We start from the raw sequence: 18,672 nt of genomic DNA on the forward strand, positions 1-18,672 counted from the left end.
TAAATTTAAGCGTTGAGCTCGCTGAGTTCCAGCCATCTAGATTCTTTGTAATCTAAACTTTGAATAAGATTTTCCAGCTTATTGCTAATTTCTTGTATTTCATCAAAACTTAAACTCGAAGAGGATAATTGTTCAGTTAATTTATTTTTTTCTTCTTCTAATTGAGGAATTTCTTTTTCTAGCATTTCTAATTCTCTTTTTTCCTTGAAAGAAAGTTTAGGAGATTTGTTCCCGTTAGTTGGATTACTATTTTTTATTTCCTTTTTAGAAACGTCTTTGATGATTTCATTTTCTTTTTCCTTTGATTTTAAATAAAAATCTGTATAATTACCTATAAACCAGGAAATTTTGCCGTTGCCTTCAAAAATCATCAATTCATCAACCACTTTGTCCATAAAGTATCGGTCATGGCTTACGATCAAAACACAGCCTTGATATTCATTTAAAAAATTTTCAAGAACAGTTAAAGTTGGTAAATCTAAGTCATTTGTAGGCTCATCAAGTATTAAAAAATTGGGATTGCTAAATAAAATAGATAGCAATTGTAATCTCTTTTTCTCTCCGCCGCTTAATTTAGATATATAAGTATATTGGGATTCCGGTGTAAAAAGAAACATTTCTAAGAATTGACCGGCAGAAATTTGTTTTCCATTGGATAGAGGAAAATAATCTGCTATTTCTTTTACAAAATCAATAACTCGTTGATCTTCTTTGTATGCGAGGCCTTCCTGTTTAAAATGCCCTATTTGTAAAGTTTCGCCCCATTCAATAGTTCCGGAATCAAATTCTTCCTTTCTTTCAAGTATCTTTAAAAAAGTTGTTTTACCTACTCCATTTTTACCGATTATCCCGATTTTTGATCCTCTGGCAAAAGTATGTGAAAAGTCGTCCAAGATTATTTTATTTCCAAAATGTTTGGAAACATGTTCAAATTCAATGATTTTTTTTCCCAAACGAGTCATTTGCATGTCCAATTGAACTTGAGCATCAGAAATACTTTTTTTAGCAAGTTCTTCCGTTTTATAAAAACTTTCAATTCTGCTTTTTGACTTGGATGTTCTAGCCTGAGGTTGCCTGCGCATCCATTCCAGCTCTTTTCGATATAAATTTTTAGCTTTATCGGTTTGAGCTATTTGATTTTCAATTCTTAGAGATTTGTTGGTTACATAGGTCTCATAATCGCCATTATGCGAATATAAGGTTCCGTCTTCCATTTCTAAGATCCGAGTGCAAATAGCATCTAAAAAATATCGATCATGAGTAACTAAAATAAGGGTTTTGTTTTCTTTGTTAAGAAAAAATTCCAACCATTCTACCATTTCAATATCTAAATGATTAGTTGGTTCATCCAGAATTAATAATACAGTGCCTTTTTCAAAGCTTATATCGATCAAGAATTTGGCAAGAGAAATTCTTTTTTGTTGTCCACCCGATAAATTTTTTATCTTTTGATCAAGGAAATCAATTTTTAATTTATTGATAATTTCTTGAATTTCAGGTTCGACTTTCCATCCGTCCCATTGATCCATTTTTTCTATTAATCCTAATAATTCAGGATTGGAAGGATCATTTTGGACCATGGTATCGTATTGATGAACAATATCCAATACAGGGTTAGAATGGGTAAATATATAATCTTCAGCAGTCAAATCATCATTAAATAGTTCAGATTGTTCAAACATAACTACTTTTATGTCTTTATTGAGCGTAACCGATCCGGAATCAGCAGATTCTAATCCGGACAGGATTTTTAATAAAGTACTTTTTCCACTACCGTTTTTAGCGACTAAAGCAATTTGATCTCCTTCATTTATATGAAAAGAAACATTGGAAAATAAAGTTCTTATGCCAAAAGACTTACTAATGTTTTCAACTGAAAGATAATTCATAGGGTATATATAGAAAAGCAAAAATACGCTTTCTAAATTATTTTATAAAAAGTCAATTTGGGCATTAGTTTGATGATTTATATAATATCATATGACAAACCAGCAAAATAGTCAGAAAAACATTGAGTATAACTCCTACAGAAGCATCAATATTTTTAAAATCTTTAATACGGGCATAGATACTAAGCAGGAGACAGAATAATTCAACACCGACCATAGTATAGTTTAGCCAGGAAGGTACAAAACAATATAAATTGCCAAGCAAGAAAGCTATTAGATTTAAAATAACTATTCCTGCTAAAAACACGAAAATACTGACGTTATTCATAATTTATTAAAATTAAATTTAAAAAATGCTTATTATATATAAGATGTTTTCTTTAATTTCTAAATGATATACTTAGGTAAAAGAAATTAATAGTGTTACATTTTTAATAATCTAATTTTATTCCAAGATTTAAACAATCAAACAAAAAATATTAAATATTCAATGTTTAAGAAATAGAGGTAATATGTGATTGTGCAATTTAATGTAAGCTTATTACTAGATAAATAAGAGACAAAAGAGGCTTTTTATATTAAGATTTTTAACAACAAAAATTTATTGATTTTTAAAAAATGCTAACTTGGTATATACAGAGTTTTGTTTGGAATAAAACAGCCCCCATACCACATTAAATAAATTTGCCTGTTGTTTATTGGATAAAAAATGCCTAAAAAACAATAAAAAAAGAAAGGATTATTCACGAACCACTGCATTGACTTTATTCAACGATAGTTTCTGAAAGTATATGTTTTGCGGCAGGAAAAAAGAAAATTTTCTGATTTTTTACATGGGATTATATAATATTATATAAGGAAAAAATGCTAATGTATTAGAAACTTCAACAGTAAAAAATATTTCATTTTATAAAATCAAATGCTTTTTTATAGAAATTCTAAAGGAATATATCACTTAAAAAAACAAAAAATCCACAATCTTTTTGAATTGATTATGGATTTTTGAAGTGGTACCTCTTGGAATCGAACCAAGGACACAAGGATTTTCAGTCCTTTGCTCTACCAACTGAGCTAAGGTACCCTCGTTTGGGATTGCAAATATAGGGCATATTTTTAAATCACAAAATATTTTTAAAAAAAAATTCAATTTTTTTTTCGGCTATAAAATTTCACTAAGAATTTTTACTTATAATTATTTTTATAATCGGTACATTATTAACATATTTGTACTTTGTATATAAAACACACTGAATGAAAATTAGATTTTTCTCCATATTATCATCATTTATCATATTTCTGAATGCAGCTTATGCCCAGCAAACTTCTACCTCTCCTTATTCTTCATTTGGCTTAGGAGAAAGTAAAACCAATTCCGATATAGTAATTTCTTCTATGGGAGGATTGGGAACCTCATATATTTCAGATTTTACGAATGAAGCCAATTTTGTAAATCCGGCAGCTAATAGAAACTTGCGATATACCAGTTATAATATAGTGATCAATACCGATTATACCAATGCTAAAGCTTCAAATGTAAGCAGTGATCGATCTACTACTTATTTAGCTAATTTATCATTAGCCTTTCCAATCGGAACTAAGTCCAGAGTAGGAGTAAATTTACAACCCTACACCAATATAGGATATGATATAAATACAGATAATTCAGATGTTGTAAATCAAAAATCTTTATTTAAGGGAAGGGGAGGACTTAATGCTTTCAGCGGTATGTATTCATATAATATATCCAATGAGTTTTCCTTAGGAGCAAAAATCGGGTATGTTTGGGGCGATTTGAAAAAAGATCAAGAAACATCTTTACAGAATGCTAATTTGATTTCCGGTATATTTAATAAGCAAGAATATGGTTTTTTCGATTATACTTTAGGAGTAGCCTATCGAAAAAAATTAACTAATAATCATTTACTTAAAATCGGAGCAACTTATAATATAGGGCATACCATAGATGCTGATGTAAATTATTTGTATTCAACCTATTATTATAATAATAATAATGAAAAAGTTTCAATGGATACCTTAAACTATGTTAAGGGAACTCATGATGCAAAATTACCTTCATCATACTCAATAGGTGTAGCCTATGGAAAAGAGCATAAATGGTCCTTAGGAGCAGATTTTAAATTTACAGATCAATTTAAACTAAAAATACCGGAAGATAATTTTGATTACAAAAATAAGTACCGCGTAGCCGTAGGAGGTTGGTATTTGCCTAATATAAACGGTTTTAGATCTTATTTTGAAAAAATTATTTATCGGTATGGACTGTATTATGAAAATACAGGGCTTAATGTAAACAATAAAACCATTGACCAATACGGGGTAACCGCCGGGCTAGGCCTACCTTTGGGTAAATCCGGTAAACATGATCCTTCCATGCTTAATTTAGGTATTGAGTTAGGACAAAGAGGCTCAAAATCAAACGGTTTAATCAAAGAGAATTTTGTAAACTTTAAAGTTGGATTTAATTTTGATGATCTTTGGTTTAGAAAGAGACAATACGATTAAAATCTATAACTATCATTTTTTATCCATGGAAAGATGGTGACTTTAAAAAAAATAAAAATCTATTTATATCATATTTTTTTTGTGATTATTTCCATATCATGTTCCGATGAAAAAGGGGATAATTTAGGAGAAAAAAAAACCAACTTTGCTTCCAGGAGAATCTATAATGCTAATATAACTTTAACAGATTCAGTGTATGCAATTATTAGATTAAGGACTCCACTTATGGAAGAATATGAATTTGTAGAGACACCGTATACAGTTTTTCCTAAAGGCTTAGATATGGATTTCTACCAAAAAGGTAAAGATCCCGGGCATTTAAAAGCAGATTATGCCAAGATAATTGAAACTGCAGGATGGTATGAAGCAAGGAAAAATGTAGTTATTATTAATTCGGATAAAGACACATTAAAAACCAATCAAATTTTTTGGAATAAGAAAGAAAGAAAAATTTTTTCAAACGATACCGTTAAAATCTACAGGGCAGACGGGGTAACTACGAATATTTCTGTTCATGGAATTGAATCTTCAGAAGACTTTAAGAATTTTAAACTGAAAAAAAACACAGGTACTTTGCCCTATGCAAATGATTTAAAAACAGATAGCAAATAAATTTTATTTTGAATAAAAATAATATAAACGTTATTTACAAATAAAATATGAAATTATTAAATAAAGATGTATATTAGTAGCTTCAAAATTTATATTTTTAATAAAAATAGCGAACAATGAAAAAAAAGTATACTGTTTTTCTTTTAATACTTACGCTTTCTGTTTATGCTCAAGAAGGAAAAGTAAAAGAAACTTCTGAAAAAGGAGTTTATTTTGAACAGAATGGGGAAATGATTTTAGTTTATAGGGGATCAAAGGAAGGTAAAGCTAATAGTAGCTATACTTTCACTTATGGAAAAGATGGAACATTAGAAGTAAAAGGAAAAGCATCTGCTCCTACATTTAAATCACCCAATGATGTGGTAATAGTTCATGATGCTGCAGGAAATCGATATTGGAAATTGATTGATGGAACTATTGTAAAAACAGAATTAGCGGGAGAAGTATCAAAATCTGCGGCTGCTAAAGAAGTTTCTGTAATCAGAAAAGAAGAAAATAATGCAGTAGTAAATGAAGTTCCGGTTGAAACAGTAATTAAAGAAGTTCCTATAGAAGTTGTTGAAGAAAAAATAATTGAAACACCGGAAACAGTAAATGCTTTACCGGAAAAAGAAATAGAAATAGAAATTGAAGAGGCAGACATAGCTGAAGAAAAACCTGAAGAGGAAACACTAATACCGGAAGCTCAATTTATAAATGAACAAGATTCAGATGATGTATCTGAGACTGAACAAGCAGAGTCTATCGCTATTCCTACTCCGTCTGCTACAGAAGAGGTGGAAACAGTACCTAGTTCTTCTAGCATAGTTATAGATGAAAATGAATCAAAAAATATAGAAGAAATTTCAACCCCAACTCCGCAAATTGAAGAAGCAGAAACAGTAGAAATCGAATCTATTCCTAGTCAAGAAGCTAATTCAGAAGTTTCAGTACCATCAGAAGAAAAAATTATTTTAGAAGAAGATGCCCCGGAAGAAGATAAAACTATAATTTCTACTATAGGAGATGATGGAATTGAAGAAATTCAAGTGATAGATGGAGAAGTAGGAGATGTGTCTAATATGTTTGAAAAAAATTATGAAGACATGTCTAGAAAGGAAAAGAAATTATATAAAAAGAATGAAAAAAAATTAATGAAGCAATTAGAAAAAGAACTTAAAAATTAATAGATATAAAATTTAATATAAAAAATGAACCTATTCGGTCTACCACTGAATAGGTTCAATTTTTTTTGAGGTTAAATATTCATTAGTAAGACTAAAAGGTCTTGAACCGAAAAAGCCTCTATGTGCGGATAAAGGAGAGGGGTGTACCGATTTAATTATGAAATGTTTTCGAGTATCTATTAAATTAATTTTCTGTTGTGCATAGCTTCCCCATAAAATAAATACAACATGTTCTTTTTCTTCAGATATTTTATGAATTACAGAATCCGTAAACGTTTCCCATCCTTTTTTTTGGTGAGAACCCGCTTGATGCGCTCGTACCGTTAAAGTAGCATTGAGCAAAAAAACACCCTGTTTTGCCCACGGAGTTAAATCCCCCGACTTTAATTCAATACCGGTATCATTTTTTAATTCAATAATAATATTCCTTAAAGAAGGCGGATATACTATTCCATTGGGAACAGAAAAACATAATCCCATAGCTTGTCCTTCTCCATGATATGGATCTTGTCCCAGTAAAACGACTTTTACTTGATCAAAGGGAGTCAATTCAAAGGCCTTAAAAATATTTTTACCTTTTGGATAGCAAGTATGTTCTTTATATTCTTGCTTAACAAAATTTATTAAAGATGAAAAATAAGGCTTTTCAAATTCAGGCTTTAATAAATTTTTCCATGATTCTTCAATATTTATATTCATTCAGTAAAGGTAAAAATAAATATAAAAATAGTTGGAAATAAGACAAATATTAAGCAGAATATGTGTTGAAATTTAATGCTTTAATTTTATTTTCTGAAATGAGATCTTGTAAGCATTCATGAATTTTTTCAAAAGAAACATTCCTAAATTCGGCATAAATATCTTCTCTGCTTCTAGGCTGTTCTTTTATGTAAGATAATATATCTTTCAGATAAGATTGTTCATCTAATTTGGATTTACAACATACATCACATTTATCGCATATTTGATTAGTTTTCTCACCAAAATATCCAAGGATTAATTTCATTCGGCAATATTTTGAATTTCTGATAAAAAATTCCAACTCTTTATATTTAACTAATTTATTTTGTTGTATAAGTTGAAATTCATTCCAAAAGCTTCCTAAAAGTTTTTGATCGTTTCGTGGTTCTAAAAAGTAAATTTTTTGCTTATTACCATCAACGTAAGAAATATCACCTGATTGGTTATATTTAATGAATTTGGAATGTAATACGGAAAAAGAAATTAAAAGGCTATCGGCTAATTTTTTTTCATCAAATTTTATCTGATAAGAAAAAACACCTGTTATTTTTCTGGCAATTTTTTCAAATAAAAAAGAATCATTGCCGTAAAAATTAGTGTCAAGTCTTTCTATAGGAAAGTTAATTTTAAGCAGACTATCTGAAGGCTCATATTTCCATTGAAGAATTGAGCTATTATGAAGAAATTCTAAAATAGGTATAATCTTACTTTTATTAATTTTTGTACGTTGTTGAAATAATTTCAAGTCGAAATCAAAAATTGTATCAGGTAGCTCATTAGGAACAATACAAAACATTGAATATAAATAACGGATAACTTTTTCATATTCCGATTTTGAAGATATAGTTTGTATGAGTGATGAGTATATATCAGAAAGTTCCGCTTCATTCCACAATAAAAATGTATGTGATAAAAGTCCGTCCCTTCCTGCACGACCAACTTCCTGATAATAATTTTCTAATGAATAAGGAGGAGAAAGATGAATGATCACACGAACGTCTTTCTTATCTATACCCATTCCAAAAGCATTAGTTGAAATTAGAATTTGGTTGGTACTTTCCGTCCAATTTTTCTGTCTTTGCATTTTTTCACTAGGAGATAACCCTGCATGAAAAAATTCAACCTCAAATCCCTTTCTTTTTAAAGTTTCAGACAAAGTTTTAGTTTCATTTCGAGTTCTACAATAAATAATTCCCGAACCCTTATACCTATGTAAAATTCTTTCAATTTCCCCAAATTTGTCTCCGGCATTTAAAACTTGTAAAGAAAGATTTTCTCTATTAAATGATCTTTTAAATACCTGAACATTATGTAAATCGAGTTTTTTTATTATTTCAATTAAGACCTTTTCAGTTGCAGTTGCAGTAAGTGCCATGCAGGGAATTTGAATCCCGATATATTCTCTAAACTTTATAATTTGTTGATACGATGGACGAAAATCATTACCCCATTCAGAAATACAATGAGCTTCATCAACTGCGATAAATGAAATTTCAATATCTTTAATGATCTCTAGAAAAGTTTTATTTAACAATCGTTCCGGAGATACATATAATAATTTCAATTCATTATTTCTCAATTTATTAAATACGGAAAGTTGTTGATCCGCTGTTTGATCCGAAGAAATATACTCGGCCGGAATTAATTTCCTTTTTAATGAATACACTTGATCCTTTATAAGAGCCAATAATGGAGAAATAATAATACAAGTGCCTTGAACCAAAAGAGCGGGGACTTGATAGCAAATAGATTTTCCTGCTCCTGTAGGTAAAAGAGCAATAGTATCTTTACTTTCCAATATAGAAAGTATGATCTCTTTTTGAAGAGGTCTGAATTCTTTATATCCCCAGTAAGATTCAAGAATTTTATTTGGTAATGAAAAGTCCATTTAGACTAGAATTTTTATTGGCAAGTAACAAATATATAAAAGAAAAATTTATCCTAATTTGAATTGACACAATTGTTTGGTGTTGATTTTATGCAAGATAAATTAAAAAAGAATTATATATTTACAGGCAAGATAAACAAGTAATAAAAAAAATACTTAAAAAAAGTGATTTTAACGTAACAAAATTTGTTAAGATAATACAAATTATAGTGAAATAAGTTGTCATGAATAATAAGGTTCTTAAAATAGTTTTATCTGTTGCTTTTATTGCACTTTTATTGTATTGTATATGGTACGTAATTATAACCAATACACGATCTAATGATAAGTTTGAGACAGAGTCTCCGGTTACTATGACTATTCAGCAAAAAGCTGTGGCAACCGGTAAAATTAATCCAAAAGAAAAGATAGAAATCAAACCTAATATTTCCGGGATTATCAAGGAGATTTATATTAAAGAAGGAGATGAAGTAAAAGTAGGACAATTATTGGCTACAATTAAAGTGGTTCCGGTCGTTTCTACAGTAAATACTGCTATGCAGAATATAAATTCAGCAGAAATTAAGTTAAATAATCAAAAAAGAATTTTTGATCGTCAAAAATTATTATATGAGCAAGGAGTAATTTCTAAGCAGGATTATGAAAGTGCTGAAACGGAATATAAAATAGCAAAACAAAATTTAATTCAAGCACAGAAAGATTATGATATTGCTAAAACAGGTATTACTTCAGGATTAGAAGATTTAGCGAGTATTCAAGTTCGTTCTACTGCAAATGGACAGGCACTGGAAGTACCCGTAGAAGTAGGGGATCAGGTGATTGAAGCCAATACATTTAATGCAGGAACAACTATTGCAAGCATTGCCGATGTCAGCAAAATGATATTTGAGGGAAAAGTGGACGAGTCAGATGCAGGGAAAATGCATGAGGGAATGAAATTAAAAATAATAATCGGAGCACTTCAAGACAAAGATATAAATGGTATTTTAACCTTTATTTCTCCTCAAGGTAAAGAAGAAAACGGGGCTGTTAAATATAAAATTAAAGCAGATATAATTATTCCGGAAGGGGTTTCGATTCGCGCCGGATATAGTGCCAATGCAGAAGTAATATTAAGTGAGAGAAAAAATATTTTAGCAATGAGAGAAGCTTTAATGCAATATGATGGAGAGAGACCTTTCGTTGAAGTACAACAGCCTGATGGAAAATTCAAAAAAGTTTATGTAAAACTAGGATTATCAGACGGAATATTTGTTGAAGTTAAAGGTATTTCACTGAAAGATCAAATTAAAATATGGAATTCTTCAGACGAAGATAAATCATCAAGAAAAAAGTAGTTTTGAAAAAATAGTTTAAACAAGCACCTGATGTAAATCAGGTGTTTTTTTATTTTATAAAATCTAAATCGATCTTTATATGATAGTATAGAATCATCAAAACATAAGATTTCTAAAGATATTGCGCAGGGTAATGTTTTTATTATGCCATTAAAAATTCTATTTTACTCTTGAGTACTGATACATATATAATTGTATTTAAAAAGATCTATGTGAAGATTTTTTCAAAAATGGAAATTTAAATTAACGTATTTTTGTACTTATGATTTCAAAAGAGACCATAGATAAGATTTTCTCAACGGCAAGAGTGGAAGAAGTAATATCGGATTTTATAAATCTGAAAAAATCAGGGAGTAATTACAAAGGCTTAAGTCCTTTTGTAGATGAAAAAACGCCGTCATTTATGGTTTCCCCATCCAAACAGATTTGGAAAGATTTTTCATCCGGTAAAGGCGGTAATGTGGTTACCTTTATAATGGAACAAGAACATTATACCTATCCGGAGGCCTTACGCTATCTGGCAAAAAAGTATAATATTGAAATTGAAGAAGACAGTAAAGAACTGTCTGACAGTCAAAAAGAATTACAATTAAATAAAGAAAGCCTATATCAATTATCAGAGGTTGCCAATGAATATTTTCAAAACCAACTTTGGAAAACTGAAGAAGGTAATACCATAGGAATATCTTATTTTAGAGAAAGAAGTATACGGGATGACATTATTAAACAATTCCAATTAGGGTATTCACCGAAAGAGTGGGATTCATTTACACATTTTGCATATGAGAAAGGGTATAAAAAAGAAATATTAGAGCAATCCGGTTTAAGCATTTTTAAAGAAGGATCAGATAAAGGATTCGATCGATTTAGAGAGCGAGTACTATTTCCCATTCATAGTTTTTCGGGAAGAGTATTGGGATTTGGAGGTCGGATATTACAAAATAATGCAAAAACGGCTAAATATGTTAATTCCCCTGAAAGTGAAATCTATCATAAAAGTCAAGTTTTATATGGTTTATTTCATGCAAAATCTTTTATCATTAAAGAAGATAATTGTTATTTGGTGGAAGGATATATGGATGTAATATCCCTTTATCAAAATGGTATTAAAAATGTAGTAGCCTCTTCAGGAACTTCATTAACTGTTGAGCAAATTAGATTAATAAAAAGGTTAACCAACAACATTACTGTTTTATATGATGGGGATCAAGCAGGAATTAAAGCTTCATTCAGAAGCATAGATATGATCCTTGAGCAAGAAATGAATGTTAAAGTATTGCTGTTTCCGGATGGAGAAGATCCGGATAGTTTTGCAAGAAAACATACTGCCGATGAAATAGAAGCATTTTTTAAAGAAAACAGTAAAGATTTTATTCAATTCAAAACAGATGTTTTATTAAAAGAAACGAACGGCGATCCCATAAAAAAGGCCGGATTAATTAGAGATATAGTTGGGAGTATAGCCTTAATAAAAAATCTTATTCAAAAAGAGATTTATGTAAAAGAATGTTCGAGAATATTGGATATCTCGGAGCAAGTTCTGTTTAGTGAATTGGCTCAACTAACACAACAAAATATACATTCTAGAGATCGGAATACAAGAAAACAAGTTGCTTTACAACCTGTAACTACATCTCAACAAGAAGAAATTGATTTTACCTATAAAATTGAAGAAGATATTTTAGAATTAATGCTATCCTATGGAGACCATGAAATTTTAATAAACTATGTGGAAGAAGAAGAACCCTATAAAACTACTGTAATAGAAGAAATTGTTCACCGCTTAAAAGAAGATGATTTACAATTTACCGTAGATTTTTACAATAGAATTTATTTGGAAATCATGGAAGGTATTGAAAACAATCAATTGAGAACCGGAGAATATTTTGTTAAATCTAAAGAAGTCGACATCACCGAATTTGCCGTAGGAAAATTATTAAAAAAATACTCAATAAGCAATAATTGGGAACTCAAAGAAATATATGTTCCAACACTAGAGCAAAATCTTGCAAAAAACACAAAAGATGTAATACTTAAATACAAAGCGATAAGAATAGCGGAAATGAATAAAAATTTAGCTAAAGAATTAAGTTCGGGGAATATATCAGAAGAAAGAAGATTAGAAATTTTTAATCAGATTATAACTTTAGATAAGCTTCTAAAACAAATACATAAGCTGGAAAATCGGGTAATTTAAAAAAAGATATTTAGGTTAATTTAAAATTCGATATATTTGCTTACATAAAGTAAACTAAAAAGCAAACTATGGGTATTAGTGCATTTTTTAGATTATTTCAACCAAAAGATAAGGTTTTCTATACTTTATTCGAACAAGTTGTTGATAATCTGGCTGCCATGTCCAAGGATATGGTAGAAGGAATGAAATCACAAGAAACTATAACAGAAGCATTTTATAAAAAAATGGAAGATTATGAACATGCTAATGATAAGTTGTCTCACCATATTTTTATAGAATTAGGTAAAAATTTCATTACCCCTTTTGATCGAGAAGATATACATCAGTTAACTTCTGCACTTGATGATATTGCTGATATCTTGTTCGCATCCTGTAAATACATATTACTGTACAAATCTCCGTATATTCCGGCATATTTTACATTTGCAAATCTGATACATGACTGTGTATTAGAGCTGCAAAAAGCAATCTATAATCTAAGAAACTTTAAGAAACCCAAAGAGGTATTGGCTTCATGTGTAGAAATCAATAGAATTGAAAATGTTGCCGATGACTTTTTTAGCAAAGAAATTGGAGATTTATTTGAAAGCAAAAGAGATGTATTAGATATTATAAAACTGAAAAATGTATTAGAATATTTAGAAGATGTCACAGACAAATGTGAAGATTCAGCAAATATTATAGAATCTATTTTAGTTAAATATTCATAACCTTTTTTCATGACTCTACTTATAACCATCGTCATATTAGCATTAATATTTGATTATATTAATGGTTTTCACGATTCGGCAAATTCAATAGCCACGATTGTATCGACAAAAGTATTAACGCCATTCCAGGCAGTATTGTGGGCAGCATTTTTTAATTTTGTTGCCTATTTTGTTTCTTTATATATCGTAGGAGAATTTAAAATAGGAAATACGATAGCAAAATCTGTTCATGAGAATTTTATTACTCTCGAAGTTATCTTTTCAGGACTGGTAGCTGCAATCATATGGAATTTATTTACCTGGTGGGCGGGTATTCCTTCTTCTTCATCCCATACATTAATAGGAGGATTTATAGGAGCGGCTGTTGCTCATGTTGGCGGTTTCAGTAAAGCAGGAGAAACAGTAGTCAATTATCCCGTAGTTATCCCAATTATTTTATTTATTTTCATAGCACCGATAATTGGAATGATCGTCTCATCCATCATTACACTCATAATAATGAATATTTGTAGAAATGCCAATCCTTACAAAGCAGATAAATGGTTTAAAAAATTACAATTAGTGTCTTCTGCAGCTTTTAGTATAGGTCATGGAGGTAATGATGCTCAAAAAGTAATGGGAATTATTGGTGCAGCCTTTATCTTCTATGAAGTGAATATTGCCCATTCTGCAGAATATGTTAATCTAACGACAGCCGAAAGATTTCAGCATTTTACAACCGATTATTGGTGGGTGCCCATAAGCAGTTTTATAGCAATTGCTTTAGGAACTATGTCAGGAGGATGGAAAATTATTAAAACAATGGGAACTCGTATTACGAAAGTAACTCCTTTAGAAGGGGTAACAGCAGAAATATCCGGTGCAATTACCTTATTCCTTAGTGAACATTGGGGGATTCCGGTAAGTACAACCCATACTATAACAGGTTCAATAATTGGAGTAGGATTGGTTAAAAGGGTATCTGCCGTACGCTGGGGAATTACCATTAAATTATTGTGGGCATGGGTTCTAACTATTCCGGTAAGTGCAGTATTAGCAATGATCGTTTATTCTATAGTTAAACTCTTTATGTAATACTAATAAGCCTATCTTTTAGACGAAAAAAAATTTTTTAACAATAAAGAACATTCATCTTTTAAAACTCCCGATACGTATTCCGTTTGAGGATGAAGAGATAAGCCTTTAGACTGAAAGCCTCTTTTTTCATCTGATGCCCCTACAACAACTCTGCTTATTTGAGACCAATATAAAGCTCCGGCGCACATTGTACAAGGCTCTAAGGTAACATACAAAGTACAATTAGTAAGATATTTTGCACCCAGTAAATTACTGGCAGCGGTAATAGCTTGCATTTCGGCATGAGCCGTAACATCAACTAATAATTCAGTTAAATTATATGCTTTAGCTAAAATTTTGTTATTACTGACTATAATGGCACCCACCGGGACTTCATCCTTATACATAGCTTCTTTAGCTTGTTGTAAGGCTATTTTCATATAGTATTCATCGGTAAACATGATTAGTTATAAAATTTTAAATCAACTGTTTAAATCATTATTTTTAGTAGGAGTATTTAAAATATGACCGCAATGTTTACAGTATATAGCATCCGCTTCATTATTTATGGTATTACAAAAATTACACTTTTTACTGTTTAATTGATTTTTTTTATGTCTGGTATATTCAGCAGATAACAAACCTGCCGGAACGGAAATAATAGAATATCCTAAAATCATAATTCCCGATGCAATAATTTTCCCTAAGACCGTTACAGGAGCTACGTCTCCATAACCAACAGTTGTCAAAGTAACTACGGCCCAATACATCGATTGAGGAATACTGGAAAAACTTTCTCGATTTCTTCCTCCTTCAATTACATACATTAAAGATCCTAAGATTAACGTAGTAATTATGATGAAATATAAGAATACAAAAATTTTACGTTTACTTCGTCGTAAGGAAATTAAAAGAGAATTACTTTCATCGATATAAGTACCCATTTTAAAAATCCTGAAGATTCGCAAAAGCCTTAGTATACGTATGATGGCTAAATAATGCGATTGTACGAAAAAAATACTTAAATAGGTTGGAATGATCGATAATAAATCAATAATTCCATAAAAGCTGGTCGAATATTTTTTTGCTTTTTTGGCACTGGATATTCTTAAAATATACTCTACGGTAAAAGAAATAGTAACCCACCAATCCAGTATATAAAGCCAAAATCCGATTTTTGAACTAATACCAGGAACACTTTCCAACATAATAATTAGAGTGCTTAAAGTGATGAAAAAGAGAAGAATGATGTCAAATATTTTACCTTTCACCGTATCAGACTCAAAAATAATGTCGTGAAGTTCAGCCTTCCAAATGGCAGTACCTTTTTTACATTCCGGTGTCTTACCTATAAAAAATAATTTTATTTCTTTTACAATTTTTTTCACAACTAAATTATTAATAGTAAAAAAATTATCTTATTATTAATTAATATGATAACAAAGATAAAAATAAAATTAATTATACTTAAAATGAATACCCTGAATTGTTCATTTAGTAGCGAATTTGTTTATATTTTAAAGAATTTATATAAAAACATGTATAGGTTGAAGATTAATTTTATATATTTGTAAAATAAAGATAAATTAAATTAACAAACAATAAAGTTTTTTACCATGAAAGAGAAATTTTATATAGATGAAACTGATAAGAAAATTTTACAATTTTTATCTATTAATACCAGAATGCCTTTTACCGAGATTGCAAAAAAAATGGATGTATCCGCAGGAACAATACACGTAAGAGTTAAAAAGATGGAAGATGTAGGAGTTATTAAAGGAACATGTTTAAATATTGATTATAATATTTTAGGTTATAGTTTTATAGCTTATGTTGGGATTTTATTAACCAAATCAAGCAAAACTCAAAGTGTATTAGAAAAATTAGCAGCAATACCAAACGTAACAACCGCTAATGTAATTTCAGGTAAATACAATATTTATTGTAAAATCAGCGCAAAAGATGCTGAAGATGCAAAAAATGTTATTTATAAAATAGATGATATTGATGACGTATTAAGAACAGAAAGTATGATTTCTTTAGAAGAAAGCATCAATGATCAAAACCGATTAATGGATGCTTTGTTTAAATAAAAATAATGCTTCCTGAAGAAAAAGAAATTTATTTTAAAGTAGCAATTTCTGTATCTTTGGTTTTATTTGGGTTTGATGGGGAAATGCTGCGTATTTTATTAAGTAATGATACAAAAAATGGACCTTTTAAAGGAGCTCCAAGACTTCCCTCAGTTTATGTGAAAGCCCATGAGGGCATTGATTCAAATGTAGAAAAATTATTATTCTTACATACACAAAAAGACCACATATTTGTTGAACAACTAAAAGCTTTTGCAAAAGTTTTTAGAAATCCACTAGGAAGGGTAGTAAACATTGCTTACTACGCAACGGTAAAATTAGATGAAGAACTATTGCAATACACTAAAGAAAGAGGTGAAGAATGGGTTGAATACTCAAAAATCCCGGACTTAGCATTTGATCATAATGAAATCATTGATTATGCAAAAGAACGGTTGAAACGGAGAGTTAAAAGAAGACCCATAGGTTTTTATCTATTACCGGAACATTTTACCATTTCGCAATTACAAAAGTTGTATGAAACCGCATTAAATCGAGAAATGGATAAAAGGAATTTTAGAAAAAAAATTGTTAATTCTCAATTGATTTTAGAAACAGGTTTAACAGATAATTCCTCGTCAAGAAAATCAGCAAAATTGTATAAATTTGATGAAGAAAAATATCAGAAACTTAGCTTAAAAGGATACGATTTTTTATTTTAAAATTATCAAAAAATACTTCATAAATTAGATGAACAGGAGGAATATTATTCCTCCTGTATTTTTTATATACCATTATAAATGTTGTATATTTACTTAAGTTACTAAATAATAATATATGAGTAGTGATGAAGAAATTTTCGGAAAGCGCCCAAAAGAATATTTTGAAGTAAAAGAAAAAAAATCAATACCTTTTATTCTTTCATGTATTTACATGGGCTTTATGGGCTTTATACCTATCTTTCTGGGTATTCTTGGCTTTATGAAAATTTATTTTCCCGGTGCTCCCGCTTGGTTTTTTATTCTAAATATCATTTTAGGAATAGTAATGATTATCGGATCGATCAGTACCTATTATTTTAAAAAATGGGGAGTTTTTCTTTTCGGTTTGACCTTATTTGTAGATATTTTATTTCATTTATCGTTAGGATTTGAAGAGCTTGATGCAATTAACGGCTTATATTTATTTATAGGTTTTGCTTTAGTTCCCATAATACCTCGATGGAAATTTTTTAACTAAATGATACGATCATACAAAATATTGAAAAATTAAAATATCCTATAGGCACTTTTAAAATTCCTGAAAACATATCTAAAGAAGATATAACTTTATGGATTACTCAATTAAAATCTTTTCCGGAAAGATTAAAACAAGCAGTACTTCCACTATAAGACACGCAGTTAGATACGCCTTACAGATCGGGTGGATGGACTATAAGACAGCTAATGAGCAAGTAATCGGTTATTTACATGGCATGGATATTATCATTTAGCCCATATAACAAATTCAATTGATTTATAGCTATATAGTTCTAATACTCAGTAATCCTTTAAGTTAGTTATAATTGTAAGATATAATTTTTTTCTGTATATATACGAAAATCTTAAATGATCCAAAGGTCAGAATCGGCTGAATTTAAAATATGTAGATATTCGAATTAATAAAAAGGCCATAAAATACTGAGAATTTTTTTAATAGCTAAATTAAAATAATAAAGACTTAGTTAACATTGTCGGTTGATATAATTAATCATTAAACGTTACTTTTGTATTTCAATCATTGCCAAATTAAAAATGTATGAGAATAGATATTATAAGTGCGGTGCCAAAACTACTAAAAAGTCCTTTAGAAGAATCAATTATGAAAAGGGCGCAAGACAAAGGATTGGTACAACTATATTTCCATGATTTACGGGATTATGGACAGGGAAATTATAGGCAGATTGATGATACTCAATATGGAGGAGGTGCAGGAATGGTTTTAATGATTGAACCGATTGATAAATGTATTTCCCAACTACTTTCCCAAAGATCATACGACGAAATTATCTATATGACTCCTGATGGCGATACTTTAAATCAGAAAACATGCAATACACTTTCACTAAAAGAAAATATAATTATACTTTGTGGGCATTATAAAGGTGTAGATCAAAGAGTACGTGATTTATATATTACCCGTGAAATATCTATTGGTGATTATGTGCTAAGCGGAGGAGAATTAGGAGCTTGTGTACTGGTTGATGCCATAGTTAGGTTGATACCAGGGGTTTTAAATGATGAAACATCTGCCTTATACGATTCATTTCAAGATAATTTACTTGCACCTCCGGTTTATACCCGTCCGGAAGAATATAAAAATTTGAAAGTTCCGGATATACTTTTGAGTGGTAATTTTGCAAAGATAGATGAATGGAGACAGGAAATGTCTTACAAACATACACAAGAGAGAAGACCCGATTTACTAAATGAAAATTAATAC

General features: G+C 29.9%; 18 protein-coding genes and 1 tRNA gene. 12 read left to right on the plus strand and 7 right to left on the minus strand.

Translation table 11 applies throughout. The features are described 5' to 3' along the window. Positions 1–5: 5 nt before the first annotated feature. From GFU93_RS09120 to GFU93_RS09130, 3 genes are all read right to left on the minus strand, one after another. Positions 6–1,889 carry an ABC-F family ATP-binding cassette domain-containing protein gene (locus GFU93_RS09120; RefSeq protein ID WP_160568899.1) on the minus strand — a complete coding sequence of 628 codons (1,884 nt, stop codon included), beginning with the start codon at positions 1,887–1,889 and terminating at the stop codon, positions 6–8. Between the two features lie 64 nt (positions 1,890–1,953). Further along, on the minus strand, positions 1,954–2,217 hold the full coding sequence (locus tag GFU93_RS09125) for a hypothetical protein (RefSeq protein ID WP_146105549.1): 264 nt from the start codon (positions 2,215–2,217) through the stop codon (positions 1,954–1,956). A 680-nt stretch (positions 2,218–2,897) separates the two neighbouring features. Then, positions 2,898–2,970 (minus strand) — tRNA-Phe (locus tag GFU93_RS09130). 170 nt (positions 2,971–3,140) lie between these two features. On the opposite strand from GFU93_RS09130, the gene GFU93_RS09135 reads away from it, so the two are divergent. The 3 genes from GFU93_RS09135 to GFU93_RS09145 all read left to right on the plus strand — a co-directional run bounded on the left by GFU93_RS09135 (position 3,141) and on the right by GFU93_RS09145 (position 6,190). Further along, a complete protein-coding gene (locus GFU93_RS09135; RefSeq protein ID WP_160568902.1) occupies positions 3,141–4,412 on the plus strand; it encodes an OmpP1/FadL family transporter in 1,272 nt (423 codons plus the stop codon). An 81-nt stretch (positions 4,413–4,493) separates the two neighbouring features. Further along, complete coding sequence (gene lptC / locus GFU93_RS10225) at positions 4,494–5,024, plus strand: LPS export ABC transporter periplasmic protein LptC (protein WP_160568904.1); 531 nt, start codon at positions 4,494–4,496, stop codon at positions 5,022–5,024. 116 nt (positions 5,025–5,140) lie between these two features. Continuing rightward, positions 5,141–6,190 (plus strand): hypothetical protein, encoded by a 1,050-nt coding sequence (locus tag GFU93_RS09145; protein WP_160568906.1) that lies wholly within the window; start codon positions 5,141–5,143, stop codon positions 6,188–6,190. Positions 6,191–6,229: 39 nt separating this feature from the next. Here the strand turns inward: GFU93_RS09145 and GFU93_RS09150 are convergent, their stop codons facing one another. Further along, the gene (locus tag GFU93_RS09150) at positions 6,230–6,889 is read right to left on the minus strand and encodes a uracil-DNA glycosylase (protein WP_160556937.1); all 660 of its coding nucleotides are present in this window, start codon (positions 6,887–6,889) and stop codon (positions 6,230–6,232) included. Positions 6,890–6,938: 49 nt separating this feature from the next. Further along, complete coding sequence (locus tag GFU93_RS09155; RefSeq protein WP_160568908.1) at positions 6,939–8,819, minus strand: ATP-dependent DNA helicase RecQ; 1,881 nt, start codon at positions 8,817–8,819, stop codon at positions 6,939–6,941. A gap of 224 nt (positions 8,820–9,043) precedes the next feature. Between GFU93_RS09155 and GFU93_RS09160 the strand changes: the two genes are divergently transcribed. From GFU93_RS09160 to GFU93_RS09175, 4 genes are all read left to right on the plus strand, one after another. Further along, complete coding sequence (locus GFU93_RS09160; protein WP_160568910.1) at positions 9,044–10,156, plus strand: efflux RND transporter periplasmic adaptor subunit; 1,113 nt, start codon at positions 9,044–9,046, stop codon at positions 10,154–10,156. Between the two features lie 262 nt (positions 10,157–10,418). Continuing rightward, positions 10,419–12,353 (plus strand): DNA primase, encoded by a 1,935-nt coding sequence (dnaG, locus tag GFU93_RS09165; RefSeq protein WP_160568912.1) that lies wholly within the window; start codon positions 10,419–10,421, stop codon positions 12,351–12,353. Between the two features lie 68 nt (positions 12,354–12,421). Next, positions 12,422–13,063 carry a DUF47 domain-containing protein gene (locus tag GFU93_RS09170; RefSeq protein ID WP_105296771.1) on the plus strand — a complete coding sequence of 214 codons (642 nt, stop codon included), beginning with the start codon at positions 12,422–12,424 and terminating at the stop codon, positions 13,061–13,063. A gap of 9 nt (positions 13,064–13,072) precedes the next feature. After that, the gene (locus GFU93_RS09175) at positions 13,073–14,137 is read left to right on the plus strand and encodes an inorganic phosphate transporter (RefSeq protein WP_160556941.1); all 1,065 of its coding nucleotides are present in this window, start codon (positions 13,073–13,075) and stop codon (positions 14,135–14,137) included. An 11-nt stretch (positions 14,138–14,148) separates the two neighbouring features. On the opposite strand, the gene GFU93_RS09180 is transcribed toward GFU93_RS09175, so the two are convergent. Next, complete coding sequence (locus GFU93_RS09180; protein ID WP_160568914.1) at positions 14,149–14,580, minus strand: nucleoside deaminase; 432 nt, start codon at positions 14,578–14,580, stop codon at positions 14,149–14,151. A 21-nt stretch (positions 14,581–14,601) separates the two neighbouring features. Further along, positions 14,602–15,507 carry an ion transporter gene (locus tag GFU93_RS09185; RefSeq protein WP_255466945.1) on the minus strand — a complete coding sequence of 302 codons (906 nt, stop codon included), beginning with the start codon at positions 15,505–15,507 and terminating at the stop codon, positions 14,602–14,604. Positions 15,508–15,735: 228 nt separating this feature from the next. Here GFU93_RS09185 and GFU93_RS09190 point away from each other — a divergent pair, with 228 nt between their 5' ends. The 5 genes from GFU93_RS09190 to trmD all read left to right on the plus strand — a co-directional run bounded on the left by GFU93_RS09190 (position 15,736) and on the right by trmD (position 18,669). Further along, a complete protein-coding gene (locus GFU93_RS09190; protein ID WP_105296768.1) occupies positions 15,736–16,212 on the plus strand; it encodes an Lrp/AsnC family transcriptional regulator in 477 nt (158 codons plus the stop codon). Between the two features lie 5 nt (positions 16,213–16,217). Beyond that, complete coding sequence (locus tag GFU93_RS09195; protein ID WP_160568916.1) at positions 16,218–16,913, plus strand: NUDIX hydrolase; 696 nt, start codon at positions 16,218–16,220, stop codon at positions 16,911–16,913. 115 nt (positions 16,914–17,028) lie between these two features. After that, positions 17,029–17,430 carry a hypothetical protein gene (locus GFU93_RS09200; RefSeq protein ID WP_160568918.1) on the plus strand — a complete coding sequence of 134 codons (402 nt, stop codon included), beginning with the start codon at positions 17,029–17,031 and terminating at the stop codon, positions 17,428–17,430. A gap of 91 nt (positions 17,431–17,521) precedes the next feature. Continuing rightward, positions 17,522–17,683, plus strand: coding sequence for a hypothetical protein (locus tag GFU93_RS09205; protein ID WP_160568920.1), 162 nt, complete (start codon positions 17,522–17,524; stop codon positions 17,681–17,683). Between the two features lie 305 nt (positions 17,684–17,988). Next, entirely contained in the window at positions 17,989–18,669 is a 681-nt protein-coding gene (gene trmD / locus GFU93_RS09210; protein ID WP_160568922.1) for a tRNA (guanosine(37)-N1)-methyltransferase TrmD, read from the plus strand. The last annotated feature ends 3 nt before the right edge of the window (positions 18,670–18,672 follow it).

Source organism: Apibacter sp. B3546 (genome assembly GCF_009827885.1).
Lineage (GTDB): Bacteria > Bacteroidota > Bacteroidia > Flavobacteriales > Weeksellaceae > Apibacter.